The organism is Sulfolobus sp. A20, assembly GCF_001719125.1.
GTDB lineage: Archaea > Thermoproteota > Thermoprotei_A > Sulfolobales > Sulfolobaceae > Saccharolobus.
In genome coordinates, this window is sequence record NZ_CP017006.1 from 546563 (window position 1) to 565280 (window position 18718).

The 18718-nt window shown below is 35.2% G+C and carries 24 protein-coding genes; 12 read left to right on the forward strand and 12 right to left on the reverse strand.

The features are described 5' to 3' along the window. The first annotated feature begins 3 nt into the window (after positions 1–3). Genes pyrI through BFU36_RS03005 form a run of 11 tightly spaced genes read left to right on the forward strand, consistent with a single transcriptional unit; the run spans position 4 to position 7026 of the window. Complete coding sequence (gene pyrI / locus BFU36_RS02955) at positions 4–483, forward strand: aspartate carbamoyltransferase regulatory subunit (protein WP_069282165.1); 480 nt, start codon at positions 4–6, stop codon at positions 481–483. After that, entirely contained in the window at positions 480–1076 is a 597-nt protein-coding gene (locus tag BFU36_RS02960) for a 2-polyprenylphenol hydroxylase (protein WP_069282167.1), read from the forward strand. Before pyrI ends, BFU36_RS02960 begins: the two co-directional genes overlap by 4 nt. Continuing rightward, on the forward strand, positions 1060–2229 hold the full coding sequence (gene pyrC / locus BFU36_RS02965; RefSeq protein ID WP_069282168.1) for a dihydroorotase: 1170 nt from the start codon (positions 1060–1062) through the stop codon (positions 2227–2229). Before BFU36_RS02960 ends, pyrC begins: the two co-directional genes overlap by 17 nt. Beyond that, entirely contained in the window at positions 2226–3101 is an 876-nt protein-coding gene (pyrD, locus tag BFU36_RS02970) for a dihydroorotate dehydrogenase PyrD (RefSeq protein ID WP_069282170.1), read from the forward strand. The genes pyrC and pyrD overlap by 4 nt, the downstream gene beginning before the upstream one ends. Then, positions 3102–3413 carry a hypothetical protein gene (locus BFU36_RS02975; protein WP_069282172.1) on the forward strand — a complete coding sequence of 104 codons (312 nt, stop codon included), beginning with the start codon at positions 3102–3104 and terminating at the stop codon, positions 3411–3413. Beyond that, complete coding sequence (locus BFU36_RS02980; RefSeq protein ID WP_069284563.1) at positions 3400–3708, forward strand: hypothetical protein; 309 nt, start codon at positions 3400–3402, stop codon at positions 3706–3708. The genes BFU36_RS02975 and BFU36_RS02980 overlap by 14 nt, the downstream gene beginning before the upstream one ends. Beyond that, complete coding sequence (locus BFU36_RS02985) at positions 3705–4313, forward strand: MarC family protein (protein WP_069282174.1); 609 nt, start codon at positions 3705–3707, stop codon at positions 4311–4313. Before BFU36_RS02980 ends, BFU36_RS02985 begins: the two co-directional genes overlap by 4 nt. Before the next feature lie 54 nt (positions 4314–4367). Then, the gene (locus BFU36_RS02990; protein WP_069282175.1) at positions 4368–4841 is read left to right on the forward strand and encodes an Lrp/AsnC family transcriptional regulator; all 474 of its coding nucleotides are present in this window, start codon (positions 4368–4370) and stop codon (positions 4839–4841) included. A 40-nt stretch (positions 4842–4881) separates the two neighbouring features. Continuing rightward, positions 4882–5187, forward strand: coding sequence for an RPA12/RPB9/RPC11 RNA polymerase family protein (locus tag BFU36_RS02995; protein ID WP_069282177.1), 306 nt, complete (start codon positions 4882–4884; stop codon positions 5185–5187). A 35-nt stretch (positions 5188–5222) separates the two neighbouring features. Further along, positions 5223–5462 carry a hypothetical protein gene (locus BFU36_RS03000; RefSeq protein ID WP_069282179.1) on the forward strand — a complete coding sequence of 80 codons (240 nt, stop codon included), beginning with the start codon at positions 5223–5225 and terminating at the stop codon, positions 5460–5462. 40 nt (positions 5463–5502) lie between these two features. Further along, positions 5503–7026 carry a radical SAM protein gene (locus BFU36_RS03005; RefSeq protein WP_197490541.1) on the forward strand — a complete coding sequence of 508 codons (1524 nt, stop codon included), beginning with the start codon at positions 5503–5505 and terminating at the stop codon, positions 7024–7026. A 1-nt stretch (position 7027) separates the two neighbouring features. On the opposite strand, the gene serS is transcribed toward BFU36_RS03005, so the two are convergent. From serS to hisC, 11 genes are read right to left on the reverse strand one after another with little or no spacing between them, the layout of a single operon-like run. After that, positions 7028–8401, reverse strand: a complete 1374-nt coding sequence (gene serS, locus BFU36_RS03010; protein WP_069282183.1) for a serine--tRNA ligase — start codon at positions 8399–8401, stop codon at positions 7028–7030. Between the two features lie 25 nt (positions 8402–8426). Next, a complete protein-coding gene (locus tag BFU36_RS03015) occupies positions 8427–8825 on the reverse strand; it encodes a metal-sulfur cluster assembly factor (protein WP_069282185.1) in 399 nt (132 codons plus the stop codon). A gap of 40 nt (positions 8826–8865) precedes the next feature. Next, the gene (gene hisI, locus BFU36_RS03020; protein WP_069282187.1) at positions 8866–9231 is read right to left on the reverse strand and encodes a phosphoribosyl-AMP cyclohydrolase; all 366 of its coding nucleotides are present in this window, start codon (positions 9229–9231) and stop codon (positions 8866–8868) included. Then, positions 9216–9815, reverse strand: a complete 600-nt coding sequence (gene hisH / locus BFU36_RS03025; RefSeq protein WP_069282189.1) for an imidazole glycerol phosphate synthase subunit HisH — start codon at positions 9813–9815, stop codon at positions 9216–9218. Before hisH ends, hisI begins: the two co-directional genes overlap by 16 nt. Further along, complete coding sequence (hisE, locus tag BFU36_RS03030) at positions 9812–10099, reverse strand: phosphoribosyl-ATP diphosphatase (protein ID WP_069282191.1); 288 nt, start codon at positions 10097–10099, stop codon at positions 9812–9814. The genes hisH and hisE overlap by 4 nt, the downstream gene beginning before the upstream one ends. Further along, the gene (hisD, locus tag BFU36_RS03035) at positions 10089–11300 is read right to left on the reverse strand and encodes a histidinol dehydrogenase (protein ID WP_069282193.1); all 1212 of its coding nucleotides are present in this window, start codon (positions 11298–11300) and stop codon (positions 10089–10091) included. The genes hisE and hisD overlap by 11 nt, the downstream gene beginning before the upstream one ends. Continuing rightward, a complete protein-coding gene (gene hisF, locus BFU36_RS03040; protein WP_069282195.1) occupies positions 11297–12052 on the reverse strand; it encodes an imidazole glycerol phosphate synthase subunit HisF in 756 nt (251 codons plus the stop codon). Before hisF ends, hisD begins: the two co-directional genes overlap by 4 nt. Further along, the gene (hisBd, locus tag BFU36_RS03045) at positions 12049–12630 is read right to left on the reverse strand and encodes an imidazoleglycerol-phosphate dehydratase (RefSeq protein ID WP_069282196.1); all 582 of its coding nucleotides are present in this window, start codon (positions 12628–12630) and stop codon (positions 12049–12051) included. Before hisBd ends, hisF begins: the two co-directional genes overlap by 4 nt. After that, positions 12614–13321 (reverse strand): 1-(5-phosphoribosyl)-5-((5-phosphoribosylamino)methylideneamino)imidazole-4-carboxamide isomerase, encoded by a 708-nt coding sequence (gene hisA / locus BFU36_RS03050; RefSeq protein ID WP_069282197.1) that lies wholly within the window; start codon positions 13319–13321, stop codon positions 12614–12616. The genes hisBd and hisA overlap by 17 nt, the downstream gene beginning before the upstream one ends. Continuing rightward, entirely contained in the window at positions 13322–14182 is an 861-nt protein-coding gene (gene hisG, locus BFU36_RS03055) for an ATP phosphoribosyltransferase (protein WP_069282198.1), read from the reverse strand. After that, the gene (gene hisC / locus BFU36_RS03060) at positions 14160–15284 is read right to left on the reverse strand and encodes a histidinol-phosphate transaminase (RefSeq protein ID WP_069282200.1); all 1125 of its coding nucleotides are present in this window, start codon (positions 15282–15284) and stop codon (positions 14160–14162) included. The genes hisG and hisC overlap by 23 nt, the downstream gene beginning before the upstream one ends. 10 nt (positions 15285–15294) lie before the next feature. Here hisC and BFU36_RS03065 point away from each other — a divergent pair, with 10 nt between their 5' ends. Beyond that, on the forward strand, positions 15295–15888 hold the full coding sequence (locus BFU36_RS03065) for a hypothetical protein (protein ID WP_069282202.1): 594 nt from the start codon (positions 15295–15297) through the stop codon (positions 15886–15888). On the opposite strand, the gene leuS is transcribed toward BFU36_RS03065, so the two are convergent. Beyond that, complete coding sequence (gene leuS / locus BFU36_RS03070) at positions 15872–18703, reverse strand: leucine--tRNA ligase (RefSeq protein ID WP_069282204.1); 2832 nt, start codon at positions 18701–18703, stop codon at positions 15872–15874. The two genes, BFU36_RS03065 and leuS, sit on opposite strands and share 17 nt — an antisense overlap. Positions 18704–18718: the final 15 nt, after the last annotated feature.

Here is an 18718-nt window from a genome sequence, read left to right on the forward strand (position 1 = left end):
GGAATGATAAGTCCGACTAAGGGAAATGAATTAATTGTAAGTAAGATAAAGAATGGTACAGTAATTGATCATATACCTGCAGGAAGGGCACTTTCAGTGTTAAGAATCTTAGGAATAAAGGGAAATGAAGGATTTAGAATAGCTCTAGTTATGAATGTAGAAAGTAAAAAAATAGGTAGAAAGGATATAGTTAAGATTGAAGACAGGGAAATAGATGAGAAGGAGGCTAGCTTAATCACACTTATTGCTCCCTTCGCAACTATTAACATAATTCGAAATTATAATGTAGTTGAGAAGAGAAAGATGCAGCTGCCAAAGATCGTTAAAGGTATAGTTAAATGTCCTAATCCCCAATGTATAACGAATAATGATGTAGAAGCTGAAAGTAAGTTTTTAACTATCTCTGTAAAACCGCTAAAGCTCAAGTGTCAATACTGCGAAACATATATCACTGAAGAGGATGTGCTAAGGCAGATACTATGAAGTACTACGATGTTTTGGAGAAAATAAGAGATGGAAATATATATAAAGTTACCATAAATTTTGATAAATATCCTGAAGCAGGTCAATTTGTCAGTCTAATCATTCCCAATGAAAATGAAATACCGCTAGGAGTTGGAGATTACGATCATGAAAGAAACATACTTAAGTTATACATCGAGTCTGAACGATTATTTAACAAGATAGGTAGGAGAATATTGATAAAAGGACCATTAGGAAATCCAATTAACCTAAGAAATGTTAAGAAAGTAATAGGTATTGCTAAAGGGGAGTATTATCACGATTTAATTTATCCCTTAAAAATGGCTAAGTTGCAAGGAATAAAGGTTTACGCTAAGTGTATAAATTGTAAACTAAACTACGAAGAACCTAGTGAGCTTGAGGCGGATTTATTCTTAGTTTCGGTTCCCTTTCAAGATTTATCAATGATTAAATTGCCAAAAGAGAAGACTATGGTTTATGTGAGGTGGGTGAAAATGAACTGTATGCTTGGAGTGTGTGGAGTATGTGAGGTAAAGGGCAACTTAGCTTGTATAAAAGGTCCATTTATGAGGCTTGATGAAATTGTGGATTAGTGGAAAAGCATACATAAACAGTGAAGTGAAAAATATATGTGTAGAGTTTGATAGAAAAATTAAGGGAATAAAACCAACTTGTAAGCCAGACATTTCATTACCTCAAGGCACATTGCTATTACCCGGCGCAATTGATCTACATACTCATATAAGGGGTCTAAAGATGGCATATAAGGAAGACGTTGTGTCTGGCACTAGTGAGGCATCATATGGCGGAATAACACTTGTTGGAGATATGCCTAATACTATCCCCTATATAAATAATGTAGAAACTATAAATTCTAAACTTAAAGAATTCGAGTATTATTCAAGAGTGGATTATGTAATCTACTCTGGAGTTACGAAAGAATTTGAAAAAGTTGACAAATCTCCAGTAGGAGGTTATAAGATATTTCCAGAAGATCTAGAAAAGGAAGAAACTTACGAAGTATTAAAGTCTAAGAAGTTGAAGATACTTCATCCAGAAGTACCTATAGCATTAAGGGGGAATAGGAGGTTAAGACTTAACAGATGGTATGAAATAGGGGCTTTATTTTACTTAGAAAAATATCAAAGGATCCATATAACTCATGCAACAAACATAGATACGATAAGGTTAGCGAAGAAGATGGGTTTCACCGTTGATCTTACCCCGCATCATATTCTATTAACTGATGAAAAGAATTGTATTAATAAGGTCAATCCACCAATTAGGAGCATCACAGAAAGATTACAACTATTGCAAGGATTATATGAAGTTGATGCTATAGTCAGCGATCATGCCCCTCATGCTAACTTTGAGAAATCTTATCCGTACGAAATCTGTCCACCTGGAGTAGCCCTAGTTTCGTTCACTGTTCCCTTCCTTTTTTCGTTGGTAAAAAAGGATATACTAAGCCTAGACGACGCAGTAAGGGTAATATCAATTAATCCTGCAAAGATTTTAGGCTTACCTTATGGCGAGATTAAAGAGGGAAATTACGCTAATTTTACTATAATTGAATTTAAACATTGGAGATATTCAACTAAATATTCTAAAGTTACTGAGACTCCTTTAGATAACTTTCCCTTAGAGGCTTCAGTATACATGACTATTGTACAAGGTAAGGTAAGTAATTATCAAGGAGAAGTATTTCCGATAAAGGGAATAAATCCATTTAGTGATATGGCATGATTCAAATTAAAGGTATAAGTTTTTACGATCCTCTGATAGTAGCTTCTGGTATTTTGCCGGATATTCCAAAATATATTGGAGAAATCTGTGAAAAATATAAGCCATCTGCTATAACAACTAAGACCGTAACGCTAAACCCATTGGAGCCACATAAACCTCCTACTTTAATTAAACTACACGACGGTATTTACGTGAACGCTATTGGCCTAGGTAATCCTGGAGCTTATAAAATAAATGAGATGAGTAAAATGTCATGTCCACTAATAGTGAGTGTTGGTGGCTCTTCTATTGACGAGATAGTTAAGGTCATTGAAGCAGTAAAAGATATTGCAAGTATGTTAGAGGTTAATGTAAGTAGTCCTAATAGGAAAGGTTACGGAGAATCTTTGGCAAAATATGTAGGTCAAATAGTCGAGAATGCAAAAAGTATAGCTAATAAGCCGTTATTCATAAAACTAGGACCATGGGACAACGTAGTTGAGCTAGCCGGAAAAGCATTGGAAAAAGGTGCCGATGGATTAACGTTGATAAACACTATCAAAGGTTTATTGATCGATATAGAGACTTTCAAGCCCATATTAAGTTATGGAACTGGTGGAGTATCCGGTAGGTGTCTCTATCCTATAGCTTTAAGGATAATTAAGGAAGTTTATGAAGAGTATGATGCCGATATTATTGGGATTGGAGGAGTATTCGATTGGACTGATGTTATTGGTATGTTAGCAGTAGGAGCTAAACTAGTTGGATTAGGTACCGTCTTAATAGAGAGGGGGTTTAAAATCATTGATGAGATAAGGGATAATATAACTAAATACTTAGTTGAAAAGGGTTTAAAAATTGAGGATCTGATAGGTATTTCAGTGAAGAAATAAATGGTAAGGCCGGTAATGAAAGGTAGAGATTTGGAAACTCTCGTGTTTTTAGGCAGACTTAAGGAGGTTAAACTGGAATACTGTGATGAAGAAAAAAAGATGGCAAAGGTAGTAGGGATAACTGATACCAACGAGGAAGTAGAAACAGATTGCATTCCTTTAAGAGCAGCAGGTAAGATCTCCACGGTTATCAAACATTATTTGAGGTTAGGTGTGGGAAAGTATATTATAACTCAGAACGATATGTCAAACGTTAAGAACGTGGATACTACTGAGTCAGATGAGGAGGGAGAAGAAAATGGTCAAGTTTAGAATAGATAAAATACCGAAAAATGATAAAGACATGGAAGAAATTCAAAGAGAGGTTGAAGAGACACACCATCAGCATGAGCACGAACATGGAGTTGAGGAATTATTAAGTGAGCTTTACCTCAACTTACAGAGCATGCAGGGAAAAGTAGATGAGCTTAGTAAAACAGCAGAGGATTGTAAGAAGGAAATATCGAAACTTTATCTCATAATCAGTAAGTTATTAATAGCCTTAACAACACGAGATCAAAATGAGAAAATTCAAAATCTAAAAGATATTCTTGGTTTACTAGAATGATTAACATTATTGCAATACCTGAAATTGCATTTAAGTTATATGCGATCATGGATCCTCTTTCAATATTACCATATCTCATAGCATTGTACGAGGAGTTTAATCGTAATTCGCAAACTAAGGTAGGTTGGAATTTTTTAGTGAATAAGATATCTATCGCAGTAGTAGCTCTTTTGATTTTTTTCTCGATTTTAGGTGGTCCTCTCTTGGCTTTTCTAGGAATTAGTACGTCAGCACTAGAAATAGGGGGAGGTATAGTATTAGTATATCTCGGAGTCGATACTTTGGGTGGGTTTCAGCAATTGAAATTTCTATCTAGCAGAATTGAAGAGGCAATTGTAACACCTATTGCTACCCCGTTAATTGTAGGTCCGGGTACTATGACGGCTCTAATTACGTTATCGGTTAACAATAACGTTATCGTGTTAATAGTAGGTAGTTTATTAGCGTCTCTTCTAGTTTATCTGTCACTGTTACTAGGTCCTGTTATAATCAGAGTACTAGGCAATACGGGTACTGTAGCTGCCGGAAGATTTATGGCAATTATAATAGCTGCCTTTGGAGTTCAGCTTATACTAAATGGTATATCTCAAATAAAGTTGATATGAAGAATTCGGGTTGTAATGAAAATTTTTTAACATGTCAGTTAACTTTATATTGAGATGTCTGATAGTAAAAAACGCATTCCAGATCTAGATGCAATAGATAGAAGGTTATTAATTGAACTAACTAGAGATGCTAGGACTAGCCTTAGGAGACTTGCAGAAGAGATGAACGTTTCACCAGCAACATTACATAATAGAATGACCAGAATGGTTCAAGAAGGTATAATTAGGAGTTTTGTCGCATTGCTTGACTACTCTAAACTAGGTTTTGCACTAACTAGTATTATTATGGCTAAGGTAGATGGAAAACATTTAGTGGAGTTCGAAAAAGAGATAGCTAATGCAGATAATGTTATTGCGGTATACGACGTAGTAGGGGAGTACGATGTTGTAATAATAGCTAAGTTTAGAAGCGTTGAAGAGTTAGATAGTTTCTTAAAACAATTACTAAAGAATCCTAAGATAGAAAGGACTTATACTAGTATAGTACTCAATGTTGTAAAAGAGGATCCCAGGATAAGAATATTCTAAGCAAAACTTTTTATACCATTTTAAGGCATTATTTAGAATTATGAAGTTTTGTCCTAAATGTGGAGGATTAATGATTCCGACTAAGAAGGATGGTAAGGAAATGTTAAGGTGCACAAAGTGCGGATATGAGATGTTATTGAGCGAGAAGGAAAAGAAAGAATATAGTGTAAAGGAGAGTAGGGATAAAAGTAATAGAGTGCTAACAACGTCAATAGTAAGTGACAAGGAGGGAAGGAATTTGAGTGAAGAATTGCAACAGGAGAGAGAGGAGTATTACAAGGAAGTAGGTTTAGAATTATTAAGGGAAGAATTTGAAGGTAATGAAGAGGAAAGTGGAGAAGAGTAAATCTTATATTAGCCATCTTTCTTATAACTAAAGTAATGAAGATAAGTGAAATTTCATCAAAATATAAGACAAAATTTGGAAGATCAGAAGTAATAATTGAAGAGGCAAGAAATGAGAAAGGAGAAACTATATACATTTACACTTCTCTAATATCAGTCAATTTACCTAATGGCGAAAAATGGTCTCCAAAGATTGATGACGCTAAGGACCTAGATAGGAGTAATTCTTCAGAAGACCTGAAGAGAAATATTAGGAAATTACTACAACTTTTATAAAAAGGGTTTATATATAAGATCAAGATAAGGAAAATAAAAGGTGACTTTTTTGGATCAAACGTTTGATTTCATAATAACGACAGACAGATGCCTAATGACTAACCATCATGGAAAAGAATTTTTAGGTTTCTTAGCAACCGGTCCAGCAGTTGGCTTACCAGAGAGTGTTTGGAAATGGTTAGCATGTCCTAAAATAGGTGTAGATGATTTAGGAAGACCTAAAGAAGCCCCTTATGGAATGAGAAAAATAGAGGCTAAGTTAATTGATGAGGGATTTAAAGCTGCTATAATTGACCCTGACCATCTAGATAGACATCTAAAATATGCTAAGGCATTACTTCTATCTCATCATGATTATTTCGCATTTGGACCACCTTCTTCAACTTGGTGGGGAATTACAAAAAAGGAGCCTGTAAACTATAAGAGCTTCCAAGCATTGATAAATAAGCCAGAAATCCAAGAGGCTAAGAAAAGAGGAATGAAAATCCTTGTTGGCGGTCCATCAACTTGGCAATGGTTATGGAGGGAGGACATGATTGAAAAAGTAGGTGTTGACACCTTAGTTGATGGAGAAGGAGAAAAAGTAATAGTTAAACTTGCCCAAATGATTCTTGATAACGAACCTTTGCCGAAATATATGTACGTGAGCGGAGATGATGTACCAGATATTGATGATATACCGGAAATTAAGGGAGGCAGTGTAAATGGTATGATTGAAATAATGAGAGGATGTGCAAGGTCTTGCAGATTCTGCTCAGTCACAATAAGGCCAACTAGATATTATCCCCTAGAGAAAATAGAGAAAGAACTTCAAGTAAATGTTAAGGCAGGAATAAGGCATGGTGTAATACATAGTGATGATGTGCTTTTCTATGGTGCAGTAGGTATATATCCTAGACCAGAGCCATTGATTAAGCTTCACACTCTCGTTAAAAACTATTATAAGACAATTGCTTGGAGTCATGCAAGCCTAGCAGCGATAAGATACTCAGAAGAGAAGTATGGTCTAATCAGTAAGTTAAGGGAAATAATATTTGAAGATGGAAATCAGAATTACTTAGGAGTAGAGGTAGGAGTGGAAACTGGATCAGTAAAATTAGCTAAAGAAATAATGCCTGCAAAATCCGCCCCATATAAGCCAGAAGAATATCCAGAGACGGTCGAAGAGGCTTTTAAGATAATGCACGAAAATCACATAATACCCGCTGGTACAATGATAGTTGGACTACCTGAGGAGTCTGAGGATGATGTCTACAGAACAATTGAGCTTGTTGATAATTTGAGACCATATAGAAGTATTCTAGTACCTATGTTCTTCGTGCCTATGGGTTACTTTAAGAACAGAGATTGGTTCACGAGAGTAAAATTAAGCGAGGCTCACATAGAGTTATACAGAAAAGTGTTCTGGCATGATGTCTACTGGGCTGAAAACATAATAGATTCCTTCTACATGAAAAGTCCTATTTATATGCCAGTTAGATTCGCATTGAAACTGTTCTTAAGATTTGCTAAGAAGAAAATGAGACAAGTAGAAGCTTGGCTAGAAACTCAGTTAAAGAAATAATCTATATTATCTTCTTTTTTAACGGGTAAATATACTCCTTAGGAGCACTTGGGAAGACTTCAAGATATTTTCTTAAAGCTTTAGGAACTTCCACTACTCCATCCTCTCTTTGATAGTTTTCTAGTATAGCTGTTATAGTCCTAGTGCTTGCTATAGCTGTACTATTCAAAGTATGCACGTATCCTTTAACATTGTTTTTCCTATCTACGTATCTTATCTTCATCCTAAAAGCCTGCCAATCTGTACAATTACTGCAACTTACCATTTCTCTGAATTTTGCTTGGGCTGGCATCCAAACCTCGAGATCAAACTTTTTAGCAGCACATCCTCCTAAATCACCAGAAGCTATGTTTATTATTCTGTATGGCAATTCAAGCTGTTGAAACAGATTTTCAGAATTAGAGATCAATTCTGCATGATATTTCCAACTCTCTTGAGGGTTCGAAAAGATAAATTGCTCAACCTTATGAAATTGATGGACTCTGAATATTCCTTTCAAATCCTTATTTGCAGCTCCAGCTTCCTTTCTAAATGCTGGACTTATTCCAACGAATTTTAAGGGTAGTTTTTCTGCCTCGATCTCTTCCTTATAGAACATGGCAGCTATTGCGTGTTCTGCAGTAGCTATAAGGTATAAGTCCTCATTTTCTATCTTATATATTGCGTCTTTAAAGGTATCTAGATCAATTACTGACTTTATCACGTCTCCTCTTAACATGTAAGGGGGTAAGACTAGTGTATAACCTTGTTGAGTCATGAAGTCTATTGCAAAAAGCAGTAAAGCAAAATCAAGCCAAACTATGTCATTAAAAAGATAGTAGAATCTAGATCCCGCAATTTCAGATGCCTTTAACGTATTCCCTAAATGTAATACGTCCTCAAGCATTTCAGCATGACCTTTTGGTTTCCATTTAATTATTTCATACTCTACATTTGCGTTCTTAGTTTGTGCTAAGAAGGCTTCTAAATCCTTTTCATATACTTTAAATTTACCCCAGAACTTTATTGGAATACTGTAAGTTTCATCTGGACCTATGGGAACATCTTCTGCTACCAAATTGGGCAAAGAGGATAGCATTTCATCCCTCTCTCTTTCGATGTTTTCTAATTCTTTTTCCTTTTCCTCAAGTACTTTCAGTAGTTGCCTAGTTTCTTCTATTTTCTTTTTCCTTTCCTCTCCAGATAATTTAGAGATTTGAGAACTTAAGAGATTATGTTGATGTCTTAATTTCTCCACTTCTTGTAATACGGTTCTCCACTTTTTATCTAGTTCTACAGCTTTATCGATTAAAGAAACATCTACAAATCTCTTTTTCAAATTATTTTTTAACTCATCAGGATTTTTGCGCAAAAGCTCTAATATGCTCCAAGACATTAAATAAGTAATCTACTAAACCATTTTATGACTTCTGTTCATCAGCAGGTAGTCCATAAGTTTGGACCCACATCTCTACGATATCGTAACCATATAGTTGTTTAAATTTCTCCCTTCCCTCTGGAGTCATTTTTAATGGAGTCCATTGGGTATCTAAATCGATATCAACTTCAACGCTTTTAGCTGGAACAGTCTCCTTTATAACCTGCTCAACAGTGTAAATTAAATCATCTATAACTGGGCAACCAGGGGCAGTTAGTCCCAATCTTAAGTAAATATCTCCATCATCACTGATCTTTAAATCATAAATTAATCCTAGGTTTACTATGTCTACCGGTATCTCTGGATCGTAAACGTCCTTTAATGCATCTATTATCTTTTTCTTCCACTCCTCCTTATTGACATCTTGTTGTTTTGTACTCATATTCTTTAACTATGTTAAAGTAAATTTTAACTCTTACTATCTATAGTTGACTATAGTCTCTAAAGAAACAAGTACGATTACCAGTATGGCAAATAGGACCTAAAGATTTAACTTTAAAAAGCAAAGCATCAGCGTCACAGTCTACTCTTATTTCCTTAACTATCTGGTAGTTTCCGCTAGTTTCCCCCTTCAGCCATAACTTTTTCCTGCTTAATGACCAGAAATGGAGATATCCAGTAGTTAACGTCTTTATCACGGCTTCCTTGTTCATATTACCTACCATTAGAACCTCGTTTGTATTATAATCTTGTACTACAGCAATTACTGTATTATCCTCATGTCTAAAATTTAGTGTTGAAATAATCTTATTTATATCTTCACTTTTTAATTTTAACGTTTTACCCACCTTTTAAGGTTTTTTAAAAATATTCTTCCCGTTTCGCTACTTTTTTCAGGGTGAAATTGGGTCCCTACAACGTTTCTATCACAGATTAACGCTGGATATTCTACACCATACTTACTTTTCATGTATATTTTTTCACTATCTGGAGTATAGGCAACATAACTGTGAACATAATAAACGTATTTACCCTCCAAACCTTCTGATAGCTCACAGCCTTCATTGGCTTTATAAACCAAATCCCAGCCAATATGTGGTAGTTTAACGTCAGCCTTAATCTTGTCTACAACACCTCTAAACCACCCTAACCCTTTACTTTCTCCACCTTCCGTACCCTTCTCAAACATAATTTGCATACCTAAACATACACCTAGAAAGATATTACCAGATTTCCTTAAGTCATTTAGAAGATCATTATATTTGGATATAAAACTTGATACGGCAGAAAATGCACCTACACCGGGAAGTACGATAATGTCATAACCCTTTAGCGGTTCATTTCTTATTTCTACGTCAAATCCTAGCCTCTTTAACGCTGAAGATATACTATAAAGATTACCTACACCATAATTTATTACTAAAGCCTTCATTTTCTCCTCCTCTCTAACTCTTCATATACCTCATCTGGGGTCACTCCTTCCATTGCCATTAAGACCAGTAAATGGTAAATCAAGTCCGCAATCTCACTTATAAACCTCTCTCTACTTTCCGCTAAGGATGCTACAATTACTTCGACAGATTCTTCTCCTACTTTCCTAGCCACATATCCCTTACCCTTGCTCACAATTTCAACAGTGTAGCTATTATTAGGCTTCTTTTCTATTCTATCCACTATTACTCTATACAATTCATTGATAATTTGATCATTTGCCATACCTAACACCTATACTCTTTCCATGTATAACAAAACCCTCATAATTGGCTAATATCATTGAAGCCTCAATTATCTCCTTATATGGCTCTATAGAATTTGCATACATTATCGGTTTAAGATAGTCATAAACTGTAACTCCTCCTCTTATTCTTGCCCATTCATTAGTTGGTAATATGTGATTAGGTCCTGCTGAATAGTCAATTAAGGCTGGTGGAGTGTTTCCTAAGCTAATAGCTCCAGCGTTATAAATCTCATTAACCACTACATCATAGTTTTTAACATATAATGACAAGTGTTCGGGGGCAATCTGATTAGCGATTTGTATAGATTCTTCTAAATCTTTCGTTTTTATGATATAATAGTCGTTTATATTACTATAATTTTCACTTACCAATTTTTCATTGATTTTACTTATCAGTTCATCTGAATGAGATAGTAATACGATGAAGGTATTACTGCCATGTTCAGCTTGCGCAAGCATATCAAAATAGACATTGATTGGATCTGCACTTTCGTCGGCAATAATAACTAATTCCGTTGGTCCTTCAATGCCGTCTATACCTACCTCACTACTTACTAAATACTTAGCAGCCTGGACATAAATGTTACCTGGTCCAACTATCTTGTCAACCTTTCTAACTGACTCAGTACCATATGCTAAAGCCGCTATCGCTTGAGCTCCACCTATCTTATATGCTTCTTTTATTTTTAATTTAAGCGCAACGTAAGCCAATGCAGGATCAATTTCGCCTTTAGGGTTTGGAGGTGAAGCAAAGTATATTTCTTTGACTCCCGCGACTTCAGCAGGTACCCCAGCCATTAATAAAGTAGATGGATAGGAGTGTCTTCCCCCTGGGACATAAATTCCTATCCTCTCTATGCTCTTCCACAATATTCCAAAGCTTATACCTCTTAAGCCCCCGCCTATGTTGGGAGGAACTGTAGTTTCATGAAATGCTCTTATCTGATCGTAAATAAGGTCTAACGCTTTGACTACTTTTTCGTCTAGTCTTGATGCTTGATCTTCTAACTCTTTAGGACTAACCTTTATACTATTTACTTTTACCTTATCGAATTTCTCGGTGAGTTCATAAAGTGCTGAGTCTCCCTTCTCTTTCACTTTCTGTATTATCTCTTTTACAGTTGGAATAACATTACTGAAGTCGTTCGGTCTTCTTTGTGGTAAAGAATGGTGGATCATATTCTTACCTCTACACCTTTATTTCTCAAATATTTCTTAAGTTCCTTAATTCTAACTATTCCATCATGAAATATTCCTGCAGCTAACGCAGCATCAACATTAGCTATAGAAAAAACTTCATAGAAATGTTCAAGCTTACCTGCTCCTCCACTGGCTATAACTGGAACGTTAACTTCTTCCACTACCTTCTTAGTTAATTCTATGTCGTATCCTAATCTAGTGCCATCCCTGTCAATGCTGGTAAGTAAAATTTCTCCAGCTCCTAATTCATTAACTTCTCTAGCCCATCTAATAACATCAATATTTGTATTGTAAGTACCAGATTTTGTAAAAACTAACCACTTGTCTCCGACTTTTTTACCATCAATAGCTACTACAATAGCTTGTGAACCAAACTCCATAGCTCCTTGCCTTATTATCATTTTATTTTCTACAGCTGCAGTATTTATACTAACCTTATCAGCACCTGAACTTAGAGCTGTAGAGATATCATCTAGAGTTCTAACACCTCCTCCTACGGTTAGCGGAATTGATAAAACGCTTGCAGTATCCTTTATTACCTTATAAAATGTCTTTCTTCCCTCTATTGTTGCGGTTATGTCTAGAAACACTATCTCATCAGCACCTTCTTCTTCATATCTGCTCGCTAACTCAACTGGATCTCCCTTAAGCTTTAAATTTAGGAAATTAATTCCTTTTACTACTTTCCCATCTTTTACATCTAAACAAGCTATAATTCTTTTAGCTGTCATAATACTCCCTTTGTGCTCCTTATTTCGTTATCGATAATCCTAGTTGCGTCATATAATGTCATCCCCAATCCTTTGAACGAGGCTTCAATGATGTGATGTGTATTAAAACCATTTAATTGCATGATATGTAAGGTAATCCCGCTATTATAAGCAAAGGATTGAAAGAAGTGAAATACGTTTTCTATCGCCATACCACCTATTTCCTCCCTCTTTAGATCAAGATTCACAGATGCCATACCTCTGCTAGAGATATCTATTGAAACTAATATTAACGCCTCATCCATTGGAACTATAGCGTGAGAAAACCTCTTTATTCCTCTCTTATCTCCTAACGCCTCTTCTAATGCTTTACCTAATGTAATTGCAACATCTTCTATTATGTGATGATCGTCATATGGTAACTTATCTATGGCGTTAACTGTGGCGGTACAGTTCATATAAGTGAATAAAGTTGAGAGCATATGATTGAAGAAAGGAATTGGAGTAGATACTTTAATTTCTCCTCTCTTATCTATATCAAGAAAGATTTCAATCCTAGTCTCCTTAGTTTCCCTTACTCGATTAGATATCCTCGCCAAGTCTACCTTCCCTCAATTTATTTAGATAGAAAGCCATGCCAACTATCACATAATTAAAACCAATGCTTCCTAAAAACTGTATATCAGAAAGTGAGGAGACTCCTCCTGCGTATTCTCTTATTCCCTTTATTTTATCAACTAAAGTTTTAACTTTATGATCAACACCTTTAGCCGTTCCCTCATTGGTTATATATGTTAGTATTATTCCTAATACATTAAGACTATTTATAGTTTCTATAGCTTGTTCGGCATTAATACTCCTCTCCTTCCAACCTTTAATCAAAATTTTCCTATCGTTATCATAATCTATAGATACTAGAACTTTATTCTCACCAATCTCATCGAGTATGTGTTTAAATTCCTTAAAATTTATAAATGGTAATGTGGAAAGTATTATTGCGGAAACTCCTAATGAAATTAGCTTTTTCGCTCTATCGAGGCTTCTGATGCCACCACCTACCTGAATCCACTTAAAACCTATTTTGCAAATATCCTTAATATATTCCTCATTACTTCCAACACCTTCTGCCGAGTCCAAATCAATTACATGTATAGAGTCATATCCTTCTTCATATATGTTATATGCTATTTTTACCGGATCGCCTAGAATCAGACCAGTACCTTTTACGCCCCTGATTCTTTTCACTGCTTTTCCTTCACTTATATCAATGCTTGGTAATACCTTAATCATTTACTTTATCACCTTCTCTATATCTATTACGACAATATCTCTTGCTCCAGCAACTTTTACCTTAGCGATTAATTCTGGTAACTCGTTTTCATCGGCTACTGTAATCACTTCCCACATATCAGCCCTGCTGAGTCTAGATATCGCAGGCGCTAACATAGCAGGTAATGAAGTTATCACTAGATTCAGTTTATCGTCAGGTACGTTCATAAAGATCATCTTTTTACCCTTTGCTGATAGAGCCCCCTTCATCATTGTAAGAACTAAGTTAATCCTCTCAGCTTCATCACTTTTCATCCAATTTCTGTTCCCTATTACTGTAGCATAAGATTCCATTACAACATCTATTGGCTTTAATCCATGTAACTTAAGTGTAGTGCCGGTACTCATAACGTCTATAATAGCATCAGCAGCACCTAATGATGGCATCACTTCAGCTGCTCCGCTTATCTTAACTATTTTAGCATTTAATTCCTTTTTATTTACATATTCTTTAGCTATATTATAATATTTCGTTGCGATTCTCAAATCTTTTTTTCTTAATTCTTCAACTGACTCTTCTCTCCATACTTGAGGAATAGCTAAGACTATTTTAGATCGTCCAAAGTCTAATTTTATTAATTCCTCTACGCTGGCATTGCTCTCCACTACATAATCATGACCTGTCACTCCTAATTCTGATGCTCCACTCTCAACAATACTTGGAATGTCTTCCGTTCTTACCATTACTAGTTGAACTCCCTCCCAACTTGTCGGAACTATCAATGCCCTATCGTCACTTGCAGAGGGTTTTATTCCAACTGATTGTAAAAATTGAAGAGTTGGCTGTTGAAGTCTTCCCTTATTTGGTATTGCTATTTTCAAGTTCCCCACCCAATTTTTCTATTAACATATTACACTGCTCTTCCGTACCTACAGATATTCTGTAAAAATCGTCATATAGTTTCCTTATAGCAATTCCGTGCTTGATCAGCATTTTCCACAAATCTCTCTTATCTCTAACAAGGAGGAAGTTAGCTAACGATCTATAAACTTTTAGATTCATTTTCTTTAAATTATTGTATAATATTTCTTTATTTCTATTTATCATTTCTACTACTTCTTTCACATAAGAGTAATTTTGAAGTGCTTCAATACCAGCTATTAAAGATGGTAAAGGTATATCAAACGGTGTAGCAGTCTTCATTAAAGCTTTGACTATTTCTTCATTAGCAATAAGGTAACCTAACCTAAACGATGCCAAGGAAAAAGCCTTACTTAGAGTTCTGACTACCAAAAGATTTGGATATTCGTATATTAAAGGAGATACAGTATAGTTGGCAAATTCATGATATGCTTCGTCAATTAACACAAAACCTTTAGTGTTTTCAGCTAATTGAGCTACTAAATCTTTTTTTCCTCCAAGCATTGGTGAACCCGTAGGGTTGTTTGGATCATCTATCACTACCAGTTCCGCATTCTTAGCTAGTTCCAAAACTTTTTCAAGGTTCATTCTCCACCACTCTTTATCTTCTATTAAATCTACTCTAACGATTCTAGCTCCCCTAGCTTTTGTGTAAACTGAGTACATACTATAGGAAGGGAAATTAGTAACTACCAGATCTCCAGGCTCTAACAAGTTATAGAACACTGCCCTTAAAGACCCATCTGCTCCTACTGAAGGGTAAATGTTATCCAATTCTACCTTAGCGTACTCTGCAGCAAGCTCTCTATATCTTCTAATTAAGTCAGGGTGTTGATATCTATTTCCTTTATCAAGATAGTTTTTCACGGCTTCGATTATGAACTTAGGGGGCTCAAGGGGTGACTCGTTTAGATGTAATCTAGTTCCTTCCTTGATATCTGTAAAATCATATTCTTCTGCCGTTAATAACCAAGACTTTAATTTATTTCTAATTAAGTTGGTTGGTGCAATACAAAACCCTATATAAGACAAGTAAAAAAGGTAAATAAGCTTTGATGAAATATAGTATCCCGTGAATATTGTAGATTACATATTAAGTTTAAGAGGTAATAGAGTTTTAGTAGTCTCATACTTCATCAATGTAAAAGTTAATCTAATTTATAATATAATTAAAAAATTAAACAATTCCAACATATGTGTCATTAATTTTGAGAAGCTAATAAAGATAGTTAACTTTTCAATAAAACAAAGCTGTAATGAGAATTCATATGTAATAGTTTTTGAACCTAAAGGTGAAGACGATCTTACTATGAGGTACGATCTAGTAATAAGTACCTTCGAGATCAAAGCTAACTTTGATGAGATAGTAAAAATAGAAAAGATTTCGCAAAGTATGTATAAGGCTAAAAACAAGGCAGGCAATATGTTTCTTTTTAAAATAGTAAATGACAACATAGTTGAGGAATCATTAAAGCCATTGCAAGAGACTATAGTTAGCTTATTGAAGGAGTATGGTGGAGAGGTTGATATGAGTGATGTGGTTAATATTATATCAAAAAAATACGGATTAAGTAAAGATGCAACTAGACAAGAATTGTTATTCCTTAAGCAACTAGGTATCCTAGATATAAAAAACAAGAAAGTGTTTCTCACTCAACTATTATAGCTGGTCTTAGAGGTAAAGCGTCTTTCTTATACAATTCCTTAATCTTTAAATTATACTCATTAATCTCTACCTTAATTCCTAGCTTCTTCTCCATATACCTTGATAATTGACCTAATACTGATGTTTCATCTATATCAAAGTTTAGTGCTAATTTTTTCATGTCATCATCAAGTTCTAAAGACTCATTAAATATTCTCTGAAAGAGCCTAGCTTCATCTTTGTTCTTAGGCCTATGTAAATCCATGAAAGTCTTAGACTGTCCATTCGATTTAATAGCATCTTTTAATAATTCTTTAATTTCTTTATCTCTTACACAATATAAGGAGACCTTTTTAGGTTCTCCTTTATATACGTTTAATATAGATCTTATATCCTCGATTATTCTGTTCATGTACTCATACTCTAGCAAAGCTAATTCATCTATCTTAGCCTTCTCCACCTCTGGCCATTTTTCATTAACTATGAATTCTTGCCTATGAAGAATCTCATGCCAAATCTCCTCAGCTAAGTGTGGAGCAAACGGCGTAATTAGCTTCAACCACGTAATTAGCACCTCTCTTAGGATCCTACCATTAGCGTTCCTATTTTCTGCAGAGACCATGTTAAAGTACTCGTCAAGATTAGACGTAAACATAAAGAGGATTTCATTTATTGCATTTCTTAATTCAATGTTTTCCATATATTTTGTAACATTTTCAACCATCTTATAGGATATAGATAAAAGCCACTTCTCTGGAAAACCATGTGTTTCATCCTTATAGTTATCCAAATTATTAAATAGATCAAATATTTTTCTTACAGTTTCTCCAATAGTCTTAACTAGGGTTTCAGAAAAGTTAACATCAGAACCCATGTCAGCTGTGGAAGATAACGCTATTCTCATTATATCAATTCCAAACATCTTCAGACCTTTCCGCAATGGTATTATGTTCCTAAGTGATTTACTCATTTTCTTTCCTTCATATAACACTAAGCCGTTAACTGCGATAGCTTTAGGCCATAAGTTCTCTGGAAATATCGCAGCATGATTGAAAATGAAGAAGGTTAGATGATTAGGGATCAGATCCTTACCACTATGTCTTATATCCAATGGATACCAATACAAGAACTCTTCTCTTAATTCTTTAAGTACATCTGCTGTTATACCAGTTCTCTTACTTACTTCTTCTACATTTCCTAATCCCAACATCACATAATCCCAGAACTCTGGGGTAAGATGGGATAAGGTTATTCTATATTTCTTAATCTTGTGAGCTATCGTGTAATAGGCCATGTATATTGTTGAATCGCTTAAACTTTCTATTATCCACTTCTTATCCCAAGGCAATGGAGTTCCTAGACCTCTAGTCCTCGCACATGCCCTCTTCTCTAACCATCCTATAGTAAATTCGAAATCTTTTCTTACCTCGTCAGGGATAATCCTCATGTTTCCTAATAATTTTCTAGCTAGCTCTTTCCAATCTGATCTGGAATAGTCAAGAAACCATTGGTCTTTGAGTAACTTAACTACGATCTCTGTACCACATCTACAGTACACTGGCTTATTCATTATTTCAAAAATTTTTCTCCCTATGTTATTTGATATCATAAACTCTGTTATCGCCTCTCTAGCTTTAGGTACGGGAAGACCACTTAACTTCCTTAATTCCTCTTTATAATCTTCCTTAACCAATTTTTCTAGGTCACTTATCATTACTCCTTTATTATATTCTGTTCTATAGACATACTCAGTTAGTTTCTTTAGATCAGCATCACTTTTAGGATTATTCTTCTCTACAACGTCCTTGCCTAATGTATTTCCTAATCCCTCTACAAAAATAACTGGGATTACTTCAACATCTTTATTATTTTTCTTCATATAGTAATAATCGAAAGGAGCATGAGCAGGAACACTCATCACAACTCCAGTTCCCAAATCAACATCAACAAAACTACCTCCGTAAACTTCTATCTCCTTACCAGTGATAGGATTCTTTACCTTCATCCCTACTAGTTTAGAGCCTTTAACTTTCTCTATAATTTCTATGTCTTTATCTATTTGGAAGGAGAGCTTAAAGGCTGCCCTCTCACTTATTATCATCCTATTTCCAAAAATATTGGCTACAACGTAGTTCTCATTCGGGTTTACCCATATACCTATTGCCCCAAACACCGTTTCTGGTCTTAGCGTTGCAGCAGGAAATATTCCTTTATCTGAATTAAAGTATATTAATACAAACTCCCCAATTTCGGGTTCCACGTCACCCTTAGTATCGTGCATACCAACTGGAAGTTGATGGACTGGGCACCATCCGACTGGATGTGTATCCTTAACTACATACCCTTTGCTTTGTAACTTGTGAAACTGCCAAATAATAAATGAGGAGAACTCAGGGTCAATAGTAGTGAACTCCCTTCTCCAATCTATACTTAATCCTATTTCCTTCATAGCGCTCTTTATATCTTCTTTGAAGTAATTAGCCATGAATAGAGGGTCTGACATCTTAGGAATTACATCTGGGGAAATCTCATAAATGTCCTTAAATGTATCTATTAGATCTTTATCTCCTTTAGCTATCCCATCAGCCATAGCCATAATTGGAGTTCCCGTATAATGGAAACCCATGGGAAATAATACATTGTACCCTTGCATTCTCTTGAATCTCGCTACAACATCAGCAGTGACGTACGTTCTACCATGACCAATATGCCAAGGACTATTCGGATAGGGAAAAGCTACTGTAGTATAGAACTTTGGTCTATTAGGATCTGGATTCGACTCATATATTTTAGCCTCCTCCCACTTCTTTTGCCACTTAACTGCAACAGTGTTCAGAAAATCAACAAAGTC

Coding starts and splice junctions, on each gene's coding strand:
- pyrI (WP_069282165.1), top strand. CDS start 4: ATGATAAGTCCGACTAAGGGAAATGAATTAATTGTAAGTAAGATAAAG.
- BFU36_RS02960 (WP_069282167.1), top strand. CDS start 480: ATGAAGTACTACGATGTTTTGGAGAAAATAAGAGATGGAAATATATAT.
- pyrC (WP_069282168.1), top strand. CDS start 1,060: ATGAAATTGTGGATTAGTGGAAAAGCATACATAAACAGTGAAGTGAAA.
- pyrD (WP_069282170.1), top strand. CDS start 2,226: ATGATTCAAATTAAAGGTATAAGTTTTTACGATCCTCTGATAGTAGCT.
- BFU36_RS02975 (WP_069282172.1), top strand. CDS start 3,102: ATGGTAAGGCCGGTAATGAAAGGTAGAGATTTGGAAACTCTCGTGTTT.
- BFU36_RS02980 (WP_069284563.1), top strand. CDS start 3,400: ATGGTCAAGTTTAGAATAGATAAAATACCGAAAAATGATAAAGACATG.
- BFU36_RS02985 (WP_069282174.1), top strand. CDS start 3,705: ATGATTAACATTATTGCAATACCTGAAATTGCATTTAAGTTATATGCG.
- BFU36_RS02990 (WP_069282175.1), top strand. CDS start 4,368: ATGTCTGATAGTAAAAAACGCATTCCAGATCTAGATGCAATAGATAGA.
- BFU36_RS02995 (WP_069282177.1), top strand. CDS start 4,882: ATGAAGTTTTGTCCTAAATGTGGAGGATTAATGATTCCGACTAAGAAG.
- BFU36_RS03000 (WP_069282179.1), top strand. CDS start 5,223: ATGAAGATAAGTGAAATTTCATCAAAATATAAGACAAAATTTGGAAGA.
- serS (WP_069282183.1), bottom strand. CDS start 8,401: ATGTCTTGGAGCATATTAGAGCTTTTGCGCAAAAATCCTGATGAGTTA.
- BFU36_RS03015 (WP_069282185.1), bottom strand. CDS start 8,825: ATGAGTACAAAACAACAAGATGTCAATAAGGAGGAGTGGAAGAAAAAG.
- hisH (WP_069282189.1), bottom strand. CDS start 9,815: ATGAAGGCTTTAGTAATAAATTATGGTGTAGGTAATCTTTATAGTATA.
- hisE (WP_069282191.1), bottom strand. CDS start 10,099: ATGGCAAATGATCAAATTATCAATGAATTGTATAGAGTAATAGTGGAT.
- hisD (WP_069282193.1), bottom strand. CDS start 11,300: ATGATCCACCATTCTTTACCACAAAGAAGACCGAACGACTTCAGTAAT.
- hisF (WP_069282195.1), bottom strand. CDS start 12,052: ATGACAGCTAAAAGAATTATAGCTTGTTTAGATGTAAAAGATGGGAAA.
- hisA (WP_069282197.1), bottom strand. CDS start 13,321: ATGATTAAGGTATTACCAAGCATTGATATAAGTGAAGGAAAAGCAGTG.